This window comes from Pueribacillus theae (genome assembly GCF_003097615.1).
In the GTDB taxonomy this organism is placed as follows: Bacteria; Bacillota; Bacilli; order Bacillales; family UBA6769; genus Pueribacillus; species Pueribacillus theae.
Genome location: NZ_QCZG01000002.1, coordinates 1 through 15,534, shown reverse-complemented (window position 1 = coordinate 15,534; position 15,534 = coordinate 1). Strand labels below are relative to the sequence as shown.

General features: G+C 44.3%; 11 protein-coding genes. 9 read left to right on the top strand and 2 right to left on the bottom strand.

All coding sequences use genetic code 11. The features are described from left to right. Positions 1 to 163: 163 nt before the first annotated feature. From gltB to DCC39_RS01400, 7 genes are all read left to right on the top strand, one after another. On the top strand, positions 164 to 4,711 hold the full coding sequence (gene gltB / locus DCC39_RS01430; RefSeq protein WP_116553106.1) for a glutamate synthase large subunit: 4,548 nt from the start codon (positions 164 to 166) through the stop codon (positions 4,709 to 4,711). A 23-nt stretch (positions 4,712 to 4,734) separates the two neighbouring features. Then, entirely contained in the window at positions 4,735 to 6,189 is a 1,455-nt protein-coding gene (locus DCC39_RS01425; protein ID WP_116553105.1) for a glutamate synthase subunit beta, read from the top strand. Beyond that, positions 6,186 to 7,424 carry an LL-diaminopimelate aminotransferase gene (locus tag DCC39_RS01420; RefSeq protein WP_116553104.1) on the top strand — a complete coding sequence of 413 codons (1,239 nt, stop codon included), beginning with the start codon at positions 6,186 to 6,188 and terminating at the stop codon, positions 7,422 to 7,424. The genes DCC39_RS01425 and DCC39_RS01420 overlap by 4 nt, the downstream gene beginning before the upstream one ends. Continuing rightward, a complete protein-coding gene (dapF, locus tag DCC39_RS01415) occupies positions 7,381 to 8,319 on the top strand; it encodes a diaminopimelate epimerase (protein WP_116553103.1) in 939 nt (312 codons plus the stop codon). Before DCC39_RS01420 ends, dapF begins: the two co-directional genes overlap by 44 nt. Positions 8,320 to 8,485: 166 nt before the next feature. Beyond that, the gene (gene glnA / locus DCC39_RS01410; RefSeq protein ID WP_116553102.1) at positions 8,486 to 9,823 is read left to right on the top strand and encodes a type I glutamate--ammonia ligase; all 1,338 of its coding nucleotides are present in this window, start codon (positions 8,486 to 8,488) and stop codon (positions 9,821 to 9,823) included. Positions 9,824 to 9,836: 13 nt separating this feature from the next. Beyond that, positions 9,837 to 10,178: a P-II family nitrogen regulator gene (locus tag DCC39_RS01405; protein WP_116553101.1), complete on the top strand. Its 342-nt coding sequence runs from the start codon at positions 9,837 to 9,839 to the stop codon at positions 10,176 to 10,178. 22 nt (positions 10,179 to 10,200) lie between these two features. After that, positions 10,201 to 11,517 carry an ammonium transporter gene (locus DCC39_RS01400; RefSeq protein ID WP_116553100.1) on the top strand — a complete coding sequence of 439 codons (1,317 nt, stop codon included), beginning with the start codon at positions 10,201 to 10,203 and terminating at the stop codon, positions 11,515 to 11,517. A gap of 81 nt (positions 11,518 to 11,598) precedes the next feature. On the opposite strand, the gene hisF is transcribed toward DCC39_RS01400, so the two are convergent. After that, positions 11,599 to 12,375 (bottom strand): imidazole glycerol phosphate synthase subunit HisF, encoded by a 777-nt coding sequence (hisF, locus tag DCC39_RS01395; RefSeq protein WP_116553099.1) that lies wholly within the window; start codon positions 12,373 to 12,375, stop codon positions 11,599 to 11,601. 47 nt (positions 12,376 to 12,422) lie between these two features. Next, the gene (gene hisH, locus DCC39_RS01390) at positions 12,423 to 12,989 is read right to left on the bottom strand and encodes an imidazole glycerol phosphate synthase subunit HisH (protein ID WP_116553098.1); all 567 of its coding nucleotides are present in this window, start codon (positions 12,987 to 12,989) and stop codon (positions 12,423 to 12,425) included. Between the two features lie 219 nt (positions 12,990 to 13,208). Between hisH and DCC39_RS01385 the strand changes: the two genes are divergently transcribed. Further along, positions 13,209 to 14,096 carry a phosphoribosylaminoimidazolesuccinocarboxamide synthase gene (locus tag DCC39_RS01385; RefSeq protein ID WP_205948452.1) on the top strand — a complete coding sequence of 296 codons (888 nt, stop codon included), beginning with the start codon at positions 13,209 to 13,211 and terminating at the stop codon, positions 14,094 to 14,096. 263 nt (positions 14,097 to 14,359) lie between these two features. Further along, positions 14,360 to 15,190, top strand: coding sequence for an ammonia-dependent NAD(+) synthetase (gene nadE / locus DCC39_RS01380; protein WP_116553096.1), 831 nt, complete (start codon positions 14,360 to 14,362; stop codon positions 15,188 to 15,190). Positions 15,191 to 15,534: the final 344 nt, after the last annotated feature.

Below are 15,534 nucleotides of genomic sequence, written 5' to 3'. Positions count from 1 at the left end.
AAAAGGATGGTACCCTGGTCGATTCTGACCTTTTGGGGCATCCTTTTTTCTTTTTTTGAAACCGAAAAAAGTGCAAACATTCATACAATCGGTCTAAATAAAAAAAGTCACTGGAGTGTTACTCTATTTAAACAGAATCTTTGTTTGAAATGGAGGGGAACTGATGCAACAAATGCGGACACCTAAAAAACAAGGGTTGTACGACCCTCAATTTGAGCATGACGCTTGTGGGATTGCCATGCTTGTTAACATAAAAGGCAAGAAGACTCATACCATCGTGGCTGACGCCTTAACTGCGCTTGAGCGTATGAATCACAGAGGTGGTCGGAGTGAGGATCAGAAAATAGGGGATGGTGCCGGTGTAATGACCGAACTGCCTCATGAATTGTTTAAGCAGGAGTGGAAACACCGTGGCAAACAACTTCCTCAGCCAGGACAATATGGTGTTGGAATGTTGTTTCTTCCCAATGAACCTCATGTTCGCCAGCTTTGTGAAGATATCATTGTTTCTGCCATCAATGAGGAGAAGTTACAATTGTTCGGCTGGCGTACGGTTCCAACAAATGACTCCGTGCTGAATACCCAATTTAAAGAAACTCGGCCCTGCATTCGCCAAGCATTTATCACTTCTGTCGTCACATCAGAAGAAGAGAATCAATTCGAGCGGACACTATACCAATTACGCAGACGGATAGAAAGGGAGATCAAGCAACATCTGTCTACAGAAACAGCTGAAACATTCTATGTTCCCAGCCTTTCCTCTAGAACGATTGTCTACAAAGGACTTCTTCTACCGGAACAGCTTAAAGCATTCTATTCTGACTTAAATCACGAAGGCTATAAATCTGCTATGGCCTTGGTCCACAATCGTTTCAGCACCAATACATTTCCGATTTGGAGAAGGGCGCAGCCGAATCGGTTCTCCCTGCATAACGGGGAAATCAATACGATAAATGGCAATGTTAACTGGATGCTGGCAAGAGAAGGATCCTTTCATTCGAAATTATTGCCTGAGTTGGATCAACTCTGTCCTGTGATTGATCCCGAAGGCAGCGATTCAGCGATGTTTGACAATGTATTAGAATTTCTAGTGATGTCCGGATGGTCGCTGCCCCATGCCATGATGATGATGATTCCTGAACCGTGGCACAATATTGACACGATGGACAAGAACAAGAGAGCGTTCTATCAATATCATAGCAGCTTGATGGAGCCTTGGGATGGACCAGCGGCAATGGTCTATACAGACGGACACCAAGTCGGAGCATGTCTTGACCGTAATGGCCTTCGCCCTGTTCGTTTCGTAGTGACAAACGATGATTTCATCTATTTGTCCTCTGAGGTGGGAGTTGTCGATGTGCCCGAAGAAACAATTGTACGAAAAGATTCACTGAGGCCGGGGCAGATGCTGCTCGTTGACATCCGTGAAGGGCTTTTACTGTTAGACAATGAAATCAAAAAGCAAATCATTAACGCAAAGCCTTATCAACAATGGGTTCAACAATATGTCACCAACTTGAGAGACCTTAAAACAGACGTTCCAGAGCAATGTGCGAATGTAGAAACAGAAGCTAGCCTGGAAAATCAAGAACCGTTGCGGCGTCTGCAACAGATTTTTGGCTTCACATATGAAGAATGGAATAAAGTCTTAAAACCGATGGCAGTTGAAGGCCATGAACCGATTAGATCGATGGGCTATGATGCTCCGTTGGCCGTCCTTTCCGACAGGCCACAACTACTATTTAATTATTTCAAACAAAAGTTCGCTCAAGTAACCAATCCTCCAATTGACGCTATTCGTGAGGAACTTGTCACCTCTGTTGAAGTGCTGCTTGGTCCGGAGGGGAATTTGCTTGAGCCCAGGCCGAAAGAATACAAAAAAATACGACTGCAGTCCCCTATTTTGTCAAAGTTCGAGATGAAGCGGTTAAGATTATTGAATTCAACGGATTGGAAAACGACGACTGTTCCAATTGTGTACCCACAACAGGGAATGGAAAGTGAAATGGAAAACGTGCTACATGCCTTGTTGCAAACGGTTGATCAAGAAGTTGAGCAAGGATGTAATATTCTCATTTTGAGTGATATGGGAGTTCATCAGCAGGTGGCTGCCATCCCATCGTTGCTGGCGGTTTCCGCTGTCCACCATCATCTGATTCGCACCGGGCGCAGGAGCAAAGTAAGCCTAATCGTTGAGTCCGGGGAGCCACGGGAGGTCCATCATTTTGCAGCATTACTTGGATATGGGGCAAATGCTGTCTATCCCTATCTCGTCTATGCTTCATTGCCTGCTTTAGTTAGGGAAGAAGGAACAGAGCTATCAATTGAGGAGCTTTACAGGAACTATGTGATTTCTGTGAATAAGGGAATTCTGAAAGTGATGTCCAAGATGGGGATATCAACGCTCCAAAGCTACATCGGCTCAAAAATATTTGAAGCGGTAGGGATTAGTGCAGAAGTAATCGAGCAATTTTTTCCGGGCACCTCTTCACAAATTGGCGGATTGAGCTTGGAAGACATTGCTCGGGAATCTCTATCCAGACACATGAAGGCTTATACAGCTAACTCTGAATCACTCGACAGTGGCTCAGACTTACAATGGCGCCATGACGGTGAAGCCCACCTTTATCGGCCAGAAACAATTCATACGCTACAGCAAGCTTGTCGTACTAACGACTATGGCTTGTATAAAAAATATAGTCAAATGCTGCAGGATGAAATGGATACACAAATTACCTTACGTGGTTTACTAAAATTGAATCCTTCAGATGCCCCGATTTCGATTGAGGAAGTTGAGTCTATACAATCAATCGTTCGTCGGTTTAAAACCGGAGCGATGTCATATGGCTCGATCAGCCAAGAAGCACATGAAGCGATTGCCATTGCCATGAATCGCATTGGCGCAAAGAGCAATTCCGGAGAAGGTGGTGAAGATCCAGAGCGGTTCACCCCGATGCCGAACGGTGATTCGAAATGCAGCGCAATTAAGCAAATAGCTTCGGGAAGATTTGGTGTCACAAGTCATTACCTGGTTAACTCTGACGAAATTCAGATTAAGATGGCACAGGGGGCTAAGCCAGGTGAAGGCGGGCAATTGGCAGGGCACAAAGTTACACCGTCTGTGGCTAGAACAAGAGGCTCGACCCCCGGAATTGAGCTGATCTCCCCTCCGCCTCATCATGATATTTATTCCATCGAAGATCTGGCTCAGCTGATCTATGATCTGAAAAACGCCAATCCACAAGCGAGGATTAATGTGAAGCTTGTTGCCGAAGCCGGGGTTGGAACGATCGCTGCTGGTGTGGCCAAGGCCAAAGCTGACGTGATTCTGATTAGCGGCTTTGATGGTGGAACCGGGGCGGCACCACGTACAAGCATTAAACATGCAGGCATGCCATGGGAGTTAGGGCTAGCAGAGGCGCATCAGGCCTTGATGCTGAACGGATTGAGAAATCGCGTAAGGCTTGAAACCGACGGGAAACTAATGAATGGCCGTGACGTAGTGATAGCCGCTTTATTAGGGGCAGAAGAATACGGATTCTCCACATTGCCGCTTGTCACACTCGGATGTGTCATGATGAGGGTTTGTCATCTGGATACGTGTCCGGTAGGCATCGCGACTCAAAATCCGGAGCTTCGCAAAAAAATGATGGGGAAGCCTGAACATATTGTCAATCTAATGTTTTTTATTGCAAGGGAAATTCGTGAATATATGGCACAGTTAGGATTTAGAACCATGGATGAAATGATCGGGCGCACTGACATGCTCACTGTCTCAGATAACGCCAACTGGAAAACACAGAAGCTGGATATGGCCGCGCTCCTCCATCAGGTGAAAGGTCCGCGAGTGTTTGGACAGGAACAAGACCACGAACTTGATCAAACCTTAGATTACCGTGAGCTGCTGCAAATCGGAAGAAAGGCGTGGGAAAACCAAGAACAGGTTTATGGTGATCTACCAATTTGCAATATGGATCGCGCGGTTGGAACACTGCTAGGGAGCGAGATTACTAGACACTGCGGTATAGAAGGGTTACCGCACCATTCCATCAATATCCGTTTCCAAGGTTCAGCCGGGCAAAGCTTCGGGGCATTTATTCCGAATGGCATGACGTTAATGCTCGAAGGAGATGCCAATGATGCGGTTGGCAAAGGGCTGTCAGGAGGAAAAATCGCGATCTATCCTGCTGCCCGGGCCAAATACGCTGCGGAAAGCAATACAATTATTGGCAATGCGGCTTTCTATGGGGCGACGTCAGGTGAAGCATTCATCCGCGGTAAAGCGGGGGAACGGTTCTGTGTCAGAAATAGCGGCGCAACAGTAGTTGTGGAAGGAATCGGTGATCACGGTTGCGAGTATATGACAGGAGGAACAGCTATTATCCTTGGTGAAGTCGGCAAAAATTTCGCTGCCGGGATGTCCGGAGGTATAGCTTATATTTTAGAAACGCCTAGTGGAAGCTTGCGGGATCGATGCAACCATGAGCTTGTTCTTATAGAAGCATTACAAGAACAAGATGAAGCTGAAAAGAATTATGTAAAAATGCTGATAGAACAACATCTGCAATATACAGGAAGCAAGGTTGCCGAGCGTTTGCTTGAACAATGGGAACAGGGCGCCATTGCACAATTCGTGCGTGTTATTCCTAAAGAATACAAAAGATTGTTGCAATCAACCAATCATTTCAAGCCTCTGCTTTTTAGCAGCTGATATTTGGGATCGGGGTGAAGAAAATGGGAAAAGTTACTGGGTTTATGGAATATAAAAGAAGCCCTCTCCGTTATCGTAATCCTGCGGAGCGGCTTAAAGACTGGCGGGAGGTAGCCTATCTGCCGAATGAAGAAATATTACGGGAGCAAGCATCACGCTGCATGGATTGTGCAGTCCCCTTCTGCCAAAATGGCAGTACACTCTCAGGCATGACAACAGGTTGTCCAGTGTACAATCTGATTCCAGAGTGGAACGATCTTATTTACAAGGGAAATTGGAAAGAAGCATACGAACGTTTAAAAATGACCAATCCATTTCCCGAATTTACGGGACGTGCTTGTCCAGCCCCTTGTGAGGGAGGCTGTGTGGCATCGCTATATGAGTCGCCGGTAACGATTAAAAACATTGAGAGGGCGATTATTGATAGAGCATTCGAAGAAGGTTGGGCTCACCCCTCACCACCTGCCTATCACACGGGCAAAAAAGTGGCCGTCATCGGTTCCGGGCCTGCGGGATTAGCCTGTGCTGCAGAGCTAAACCAAAAAGGACACGATGTGACTGTTTACGAAAGATCGGACCGAATCGGGGGATTACTGACCTATGGCATTCCAAAAATGAAGATTGAACAACATATCGTTGATCGACGTGTGAAGTTACTAGCTGAAGAAGGCGTACGCTTTATTACCGGAGTGGAAGTAGGCAAGCATGATGCCATTGAGCATTTGCGATCTGAATATGATGCCGTTGTGCTATGTATCGGCGCAACTCTTCCGCGTGACTTAACGATTCCAGGCCGTGGGCTACAGGGTATTCATTTCGCCATGGAATATCTTCATTTAAATACGAAGAGCCTGCTTGATTCCAACTTGGATGATGGAAAATACATTTCTGCCAAAGGGCTGGATGTCATCGTCATCGGTGGGGGAGATACTGCCACCGACTGCATTTCAACCGCGCTTCGGCAAGATTGCAAGAGTCTTGTACAATTTGATATTTATCCTCAACGTCCAGATCAACGAAGAAAGGGCAATCCGTGGCCGCAGTATCCGATTATTCATAAGTTGGATTTTGGTCAGGAGGAAGCCATGCAGCGGTTTGGCAGAGATCCGCGATCTTTCGCCACCTCAGCAGTAGAATTTTTAGGTGATGAGACAGGTAGGATTGTCGGTGTAAGAAGTCATTCACTTAACCATCATAAAGAAGTTATTCCTGATACAGAGCAAGTCTGGCCAGCACAGCTCGTTTTGCTGGCAATTGGATTTCAGGGTCCAGAGCCACAGCTTCCAGATAAATTGAACGTACAACTGAATCAACGTTTAACTATTTCAACCAATTCAAGATCATATCAAACCAATGTTGAGGGAGTATTTTCCGCTGGGGATGCCCGGCGGGGACAGAGCCTGATCGTCTGGGCGATCCAAGAAGGAAAAGAAGCAGCAGAAGAGTGTCATCAATATATAACAGGGGTGTCGCCATGAACAAGAATTATATACAGTCGCTTTTTGCAGAGCGCATCGGCGGAAAACAATTCGGTTTAACGAATGAGATCTACAAGTTTGAGAAAATTAAAAGAGTTAAAAAAGAGGCCATGCTCGCTAATCCACATATTGAACTCATTGATTTGGGGGTAGGTGAGCCAGATGCCATGGCAGATGATACGGTTATTCAAGTATTGGATCAGGAGGCCAGAAAACCGGAGAATCGGTTTTATTCAGACAACGGAATTGATGAGTTTAAACAAGCAGCCTCTTCCTATATGCAAAATGTATTCGGGGTCACCGGTCTTGATCCGGATACGGAAATCAACCACGCGATTGGCTCCAAATCCGCTTTGGCAATGCTGCCAACCGCCTTTATTAATCCTGGAGATATCACGCTTATGCCCTCACCTTGTTACCCAGTTTTAGGCACTCATACGAAATATTACGGCGGTGAAGTTGTACATGTTCCGTTGATCGAGGAAAATTCGTTTCTCCCTGACCTGAACTCGTTTGCTACAGAGGTATTAAAACGGGCGAAATTGCTCTATCTAAATTATCCGAATAACCCTACCGGTGCTGTAGCAAACAAGGAATTTTTTGAACAGGTTGTTCAGTTTGCCAAGCAGAACCAGCTTATCGTCGTTCATGATGCCGCTTATGCCGCGCTTGTTTACGATGGTACCAAACCTTTAAGCTTTTTATCGGTTCCCGGTGCAAAGGATGTCGGAGTGGAATTACATTCGTTGTCCAAATCGTTCAATATGACAGGGTGGCGGATTGGGTTTATCGCTGGGAATGCCAGAATTGTCAATGCCTTTGCAACTGTGAAGGACAATAATGATTCTGGCCAATTTATTCCAATTCAAAAAGCAGCAGCATATGCACTTGCTCACCCTGAAATTACGGAACAAACGGTTTTGAAATATTCTCGTAGACATGAAATGCTTAGGCATGTATTGAATTCATGCGGCTTCCGGACTGCCAAGGCGAAAGGTTCGTTTTTCTTGTATATTCAAATTCCGAAAGGCGTTGTCAACGGCCCGCAATTTGAAACGGCCGAACAATTCAGCCAATATTTGCTGAAAGAGCATCTCATCTCAAGTGTTCCGTGGGATGACGCTGGTTCCTACGTAAGATTCTCCGTAACCTACCAAGCGAGCAGCCTTCAAGAGGAAGAACGAATGGCAGATGAAATCAAAGCACGACTCGGGAGAGACGAGTTTATCTTCTAGGGAGGGGAAGTCTGTGTTGTTTACGAAAATGCATGGCCTAGGTAACAAGTATGTTTTTTTCAACCTACTGAACAATCCTTTGGATAATCACGACTTATCAGAACTGGCCAGGTCAGTCTCGGATGTAAATTATGGAATTGGATCAGACGGTATGATTTTGATCTGTCCTTCAGATAAAGCTGATTTCCGTATGAGAATTTTCAACGCGGACGGTTCGGAGGGGAAAAATTGCGGCAACGGCTTGCGATGCACAGCGAAGTATTTGTACGATAATGGTTATTCCGAATCCAGTCAATTTACGATTGAAACGTTGGGCGAAATCGTCGAAGTTGAAGTTGAACTGGAGACGAATCATAAGTCCACTGTTCGAAGTGTAAAGGTGGATATGGGAGAACCTAAGCTGCAAAAAGCAGATTTGCCGATGGAAGGCGATCCTTTCTCCTCGACAATCAATGAACCTGTCATCATTGAAAATCAAGAATTTCACATGACTTGCTTATCCATGGGCAATCCTCACGCCATTTTGTTTGTAGACGACGTTAAAAAATTTCCACTGGAACGATGGGGCCCGAAAATTGAACATGCCACATTATTTCCAGAAAGAGTAAATGTTGGTATTGTTCACGTGTTGAATGAACAAGAGATCGATTATCGTGTATGGGAAAGAGGATCAGGATTAACGATGGCTTGTGGTACAGGAGCTTGTGCTGCAGTAGTTGCCGCGGCATTGAACAATCGGCTGAAAAGAGAACTTCCTATTACCGTCCATTTGCCCGGCGGGGATTTGACTATACTATGGGATGCGAATAATCATGTGTGGAAGAGTGGGCCAGCTGAATATATTTGCCATGGGGAACTAGCAATAGAAACATGCCAAACGTTGTTTTCAAGATGATGCTGAAATGCTTTATTCACGAACATTTCATTAATAAATGTGAAAAATGTTCGTTAATAGGGCGGAAAGTGCAAATAATATGTCGTTTAATCTAAATAAATGTTCATGAATACGTGTTATGATTTTTAAGAATAAGAGAAAAATCATATGGGAGGAGCAAGGAAGCATGCAGAAACATTATTCGAAGGAACACATTCTAAACATTGCTCAAGAGGAAAATGTTCGCTACATTCGATTACAGTTCACAGACTTGTTTGGAACGATTAAAAACATCGAAATTCCGATAAGTCAGTTGCCGAAGGCATTAGATAACAAGATGATGTTTGACGGCTCGTCCATTGAAGGCTTCGTTCGGATTGAGGAATCCGATATGTACCTCTATCCGGATCTGGACACATGGATTATCTACCCGTGGGAAGCAGAGAAAGGAAAAATTGCAGCGCTCATTTGCGACGTATACACTCCCGATGGCAAACCGTTTGCAGGAGATCCACGCGGAATCCTTAAGAGGGCATTAAAAGAGATGGAATCTATGGGCTTTACAGTGATGAATGTAGGTCCGGAGCCAGAGTTTTTCCTCTTTAAAACTGACGAACACGGATATCCGATGTTAGAGCTGAATGATAGTGGAGGTTATTTCGATCTTGCGCCAACCGATCTCGGAGAAAATTGCCGTAGAGAAATTGTGTTGACGCTTGAAGAGATGGGTTTTGAAATCGAAGCTTCCCACCACGAAGTAGCTCCAGGCCAACATGAGATTGACTTTAAATATGCAAATGCAGTAACCGCAGCGGATCAAATCCAAATGTTCAAGCTGGTAGTTAAAAATATTGCTAGAAAGCATGGGCTTCATGCCACCTTCATGCCTAAGCCGCTGTTTGGAATGAACGGTTCTGGTATGCATTGCCATCAATCGCTTGCACGTGGCAGCGAGAATATGTTCGCCAGCGAACAGGATGAACTAGGTTTAAGCGAAACCGCTAAAAGCTACACGGCAGGTATTTTAAAGCATGCGCGGGCTTTCGCTGCCATTACGAATCCAACGGTTAATTCCTACAAGCGGTTGGTACCAGGATATGAAGCTCCTTGCTATATTGCCTGGTCCGCTAAGAACCGCAGCCCTCTCGTCAGAGTTCCTGCTAGTGGCGGAGCAAGTACAAGAATTGAATTAAGAAACCCCGATCCTTCAGCAAATCCGTATCTTGCCCTGGCAGTCATGCTCGCTTCCGGTTTGGACGGAATCAAGAACCAACTTCCTCTAGCGGATCCTGTGAATCAAAATATTTATACAATGGAGAAAGCTGATAAGGAAGACTTAGGTATCGTCAGCTTGCCTTCCAACTTGAAAGAAGCCATTGATGAGCTGGTCAACGATGAAGTATTGACGAAAGTATTGGGGGCTCATGCACTCGAACGGTTTGTAGAAGCCAAACAAATCGAATGGGATCATTTCCGAACACAGGTCCACCCGTGGGAGCGTGAGCAATACATGACCTTATATTAGGGAGTGATCGGTTGTGAAAAAAATAGAAGCCATTATTCGGCCTGAGAAATTTCAAGAATTGCGGGATCAACTGTACAGCATTGGTATCGGTGGCTTAACCGTTACTGAAGCTGCCGGCACAGGCAAACAGAAAGGAAAGCAAGGCCTGTTTCGAGGGACAACATTCGAAATCCAATTGCTACCTAAACTTAAATTGGACATTGTCATGGATGATCATCAGGTGAATGATGTTGTCAATTTAATTATCGAGACTTGCGGTACGGATACGATAGGCGATGGCAAAATATTTATTCTTCCAGTTGAGGAAACAATTCGTATCCGTACTGGAGAAAGAGGTACGAAAGCCATTCTATAAATCAAAGGAGAGAACCTGAGCTATGGTAACGTTAGAATCTTTGGAATCTTCAATTAACCTTGTTTGGGTCATGCTTGCAGCATTTCTAGTATTCTTCATGCATGCGGGCTTTACTATGGTAGAATCAGGGTTCACTAGAGCGAAAAACTCATTAAATATTATTATGAAAAACTTCTTAACGATTAGTTTAGGTTCCTTAGTTTATTTTATGATTGGATTTGGGATCATGTTTGGTGATTCGGCTGGTGGACTTTTTGGTATGAATGGATTCATGCTAAGTGGGCGTGAAGACATCGACTTCTTCGTATTCCAAGCTATGTTCGCTGCTACTTGCGCTACGATAATATCTGGCGCAGTAGCAGAAAGAATTAAATTTTCCAGCTATATTCAAATAACTATCGTGATGACGGCTGTTATTTATCCGGTGGTCGGACACTGGATTTGGAATGACGGCTGGTTGGCTGAGATGGGTTTCTCCGATTTTGCCGGTTCAACGGTGGTTCACTTAACCGGTGCAACTGCTGCATTAATTGCCGTTTTATTCCTTGGACCCAGGCTCGGGAAATATACAGGCAGCCAAGTCAACGCAATTCCTGCCCACAATATGCCTTTGGGAGCCATCGGAGTTTTCATTCTCTGGTTGGGCTGGTTCGGCTTTAATGGCGGAAGCACGCTCGCGGCAGATCCGAGTCTTGTACCTGCCGTCGTTGCGACAACACTGCTTTCCACCTCCGCATCTCTGGTTTCTGCTACGCTTTATACAAAAATTCGTTACGGCAAAATTGACCCTTCATTTTCACTGAATGGTGTGTTAGGCGGCTTGGTTGGCATTACTGCAGGAGCAGCCGAAATTTCACCTGGCGGATCCATTATCGTCGGGTTGGTTTCCGGGATCGTTCTTGTGGTCGGAGTTCGCTTTCTTGAGACTAGGCTAAAAGTCGATGATCCGGTCGGAGCGATTGCCGTACACGGCTTATGCGGAATCTGGGGTACACTGTCGGTCGGGTTGTTCTCTACCTCAACGGGGCTATTCTACGGAGGAGGCTTTCACCAACTTGGAATTCAAGCCCTCGGAATTCTGTCGGTTAGCGCTTGGACGATGATTGTAATGGGGATAGCGATCTTCGTACTGACCCGTTTCGCATCGATACGAGTTTCCGAGCAGGAAGAATTGTCTGGGTTGGATTTTACCGAGTACGGTTCCAATGCTTATGAATTAAAAGAAAGATTGCTCGACAATGGAAGCCAATCAAGCACGGTTAACGATGATTTTACGCGAGGTCATCTCGCCGATCGATTAAATAATTTAAACAATTCGTTAAGTAAAACTTCCCTTTAAAGATTAGGAGCGGTTCCCGCAACCAAACTAGATGCTGCGGGAACCGCTCTATAGTTTTTTCGTCAATGATTTGAAAGTTAGTTATGAAGTACGAACATGTATGGACTGTTCCACTAAATATTGCTTGATGTCGGAAATCGTCTGCTCCTGATAATGGAGCATCGAAGCAACGAGAGCAGCATCCGCTCCTCCATATTGAAAAACATCACTTATGTGCAACAATTGACCTGCCCCGCCGGAGGCGATTATTGGAATGTTTACTGCCTTCGAAAGTGTTTTTATTAAGGCAGTATCATAGCCGTTCTTCATACCGTCTCTGTCTATGCTTGTGCAAACAATTTCACCGGCGCCTAATTGCTCTGCTTGTTGAGCCCATTCTATCGCATCCATTCCAGTGCTTGTGTGGGCCGAATGCGTGTAAACTTCCCAGCGGATTGTCTCGCCATGCTGATTTTTTATTGCTTTTGCATCCAATGCCAATACAACACATTGTTTCCCAAATATATCCGCGGCTTCAGTTAATAACTCTGGCCTATGAACTGCTGCTGTATTGACCCCTACTTTATCAGCGCCGGCTCTCAATACATTTCTAATATCATCAATTGTGCGTATGCCACCAACAACAGAGAAAGGAATATAAAGTTTTTCGGCTACACGTCGAATCCAATCGTACTTTACATCATGTTTTTGAACGGAAGCCGTAGTATCTAAATAAAACAATTCGTCGGCTCCCTGCTCGGCGTACTTCTTTCCAAGCTCTGCTGGATCCCCAATAACCGTAGGGTTTCGAAACTGTACGTATTTAACGGCTTTGTTATTGGCGACATCAATTGCGGGAATTATCCGCTTCTTAAGCATTAATCCATTACCCCCTCAGCATTCCCTACAGAAGTTGTTTAAAATGGTTAGTCCGGCTTCGGAACTTTTTCCGGATGAAATTGTACCCCTATAACATTGTCCCTAGCGATCACTGAGCAAAAATCATGACTATAGTTTGTTAGACCAATCACGTCACTTTCATGTAGGGGTTGAACATAAAACGAATGAACAAAATAAAAATCACAACGATCTGGAATACCTTTATATATGGGATGCTTCATTATTTGTTGAACCTCATTCCAACCCATATGGGGAACCTTAACCCCTTGATGAAAAGGAATGACAGTTCCTTCAAAAATGGACAAACAATCGGTTTCATTTTCTTTGCTGAATTCCAGCAGCAGCTGCATTCCCAAGCAGATCCCAAGAAAAGGTACCCCTTCGGTTATACACTTCTTAATTTGTTTATCCATTCCGAGCTTTTTTATTATCTGCATTGTTTTTCCCGCATTACCTACACCAGGGAAAATGATTTTGTTAATTCCGTGAAATTCATCCGGCTTACTCATGATTTTTGTAGTAAATCCGAGCTTTTTTATTGCTTTTTCAATACTGTGTAAATTTCCAGCTCCGTAATCAATAATTCCAATCATGCATTAACCTCCACACCTAGAATGAACAAAATATATTATACTTCATCACTCTAATAAAGTAAAGCGTATTTCGTCAAAAAGACGAACTTTTTTATAGAAAATAAGAAAAATGTTCGGATTAACATTGACATCGTGCTAGGAAAATCGCTAAAATAAAGAAGAAAAAATGAAAAAGCTTGCACCTCCAAAGGGTGCTCCACAGGAGGCCGTGGCATGTCTATTGCAATTTCAAGCGCCGAGCCTTACGTAATGGCTCCGTTCGTGTATAAAGGTAAGGTTCGCGAATTGTATGACCTTGGGGAACATTATTTGATTGTGGTAACGGATCGTATTTCGGCCTTCGATTACGTGCTTAGACCATCGGTGTCCGACAAGGGGTGCTTGCTGAATCGGCTCAGCTGCTTTTGGTTCGAGGAAACCGCATCCCTTCAGCCGAATCATCTGGTTCATGCGGACGTTGATCGATTGGGGGATATTATTTCTAACCGTACGATTATGAAGGACCGAGTTATGGTGACTCGTAAAGCTCAGCCTATCAAAATCGAATGTATTGTTCGCGGCTATATTACCGGGGGCGGTTGGAGACAGTACCAGCAAACAGGTCAAATCAACGGTATTCCACTTCCATCAGGCATGCGAAAAAACGAACGGTTTGACCGTCCAATTTTCACACCTTCCGCAAAGAACGATGCTGGGCACGACGAGGATATATCTCTGGCCCGAATGAAGGAACTGGTCGGAGCCGAATTGGCTATACAATTAATGGAAAAAAGCATTCAGCTTTATGAATATGCACACGCGTACTGCGAACAGCGAGGCATTGTTTTAGCTGATACGAAATTTGAGTTTGGACTTATCAACGGACAAATTATTCTGATTGATGAACTGTTTACTCCGGATTCCTCGCGTTTTTGGGCTAAGGAGAATTATACGCTCGATGCTCAAATCGAGAGTATGGACAAAGAACCGGTACGCACTTACTTGTCAGGCTCGGGATGGGATAAAAATAGCGAACCCGACATATTGCCCGCTCACGTCGTGAAGGAAACCTCTCGTAGGTATAAGGAGATATATTATCGCCTAACGGGTCAGCAGTATATTCGTTAAACTAGGTAAACGGCTGCTTTGTAGCAACTTTTATCCGTGCGAGTTGCTCGTATTGGGTGCAGTTAGTTTGAGGGAGGATTGTTTCGCAGAGTAGACTGGCATACCTTATGAACTGGGCCAATAAAAAAGCCGCTATCCTGGACGTCACCTTTATTGCAACAAGCCAAGAGCTGAGTGAAAGGGGGAAAATCAAGCTTTCCTCTTTTCGAAAAGAGTGGCAACGATCCCAATGATGTGGAAAACATCTGGAAAGAGGGGTAGAAATGCAACAGCTTCAACAACAAATTATAAAACAATTGAATGTAAAACCGTTTATTGATTGTCAGTCGGAAATTAACGAACGAATAGATTTTTTAATGAAATATCTCCTAAAGACAGAAAAAAAGGGATTTATACTGGGTATTTCGGGAGGGCAAGACTCTTCGTTAGCAGGCAAACTGTTACAGAGTGCAGTCGAGAAATTGCGACGCGAAACGAAGAGGGAATATCAATTCATTGCAGTACGGTTACCTTACGGGATACAAATTGACGAAGATGACGCACAACAGGCACTGGAATTTATTAAGCCTGATCGTATTATTTCGGTCAATATTAAAGAAGCAGTAGACAGTTCCGTACGAGCGTTTCAGAAAGGAACCAATGAATCGATTACAGATTATCTTAAGGGCAATATAAAAGCCAGGGAGAGAATGAAAGTCCATTATGACCTTGCTGGTTACTATGACCTGTTAGTAGCAGGCACCGACCATGCAGCTGAGGCATTGACCGGGTTCTTCACAAAATATGGCGATGGAGGATGCGACGTAGTGCCGCTTGCAGGATTGAACAAACGGCAAGGTCAAAAATTGCTAGCATTTTTAGGTGCTCCAAAACGGTTATATTTAAAAACGCCTACAGCCGATTTGTTAGATAATCGACCTGGTCGTTCTGATGAAGAGGAATTAGGTTTGAAGTACGAAGAAATAGATGATTATTTAGAAGGTAAAAAACTGCCAGAAGAAATTGTGCGGAAAATAGAGAGAAGATACCTTCAAACAGAACATAAACGAAGATTGCCGGTTACGCCTACAGATACATGGTGGATAAGCAAATAAAAAGGGCGGGGCATCTATAACGAGTTTTGGAAGCACGTGCAAGTCGCCGCAGTCCATGTGATGTGTGCTTGCTTATTTTTTACATTTAAATCAACTCTTCAGTTGACTCCAGCTTTTGAAAGGGATCATACTTATAAAAATATTGTGCCTTTAAATACAGTCCAGAGAGACTGGCAAGGTGAACGATATAGCAAACGGAACGATTGCTCCTAAAGTGTGTCCGTACCGGCTGTTATATTTTGTGAGTGAAATTGACTCCTTGCCTAAGGGCAAGGAATTTTTGTGAAAAGAAAACCATACGCTAGGCGTATGGTTCCGGAAAGCTTTCAGCGATGTATCAAAAA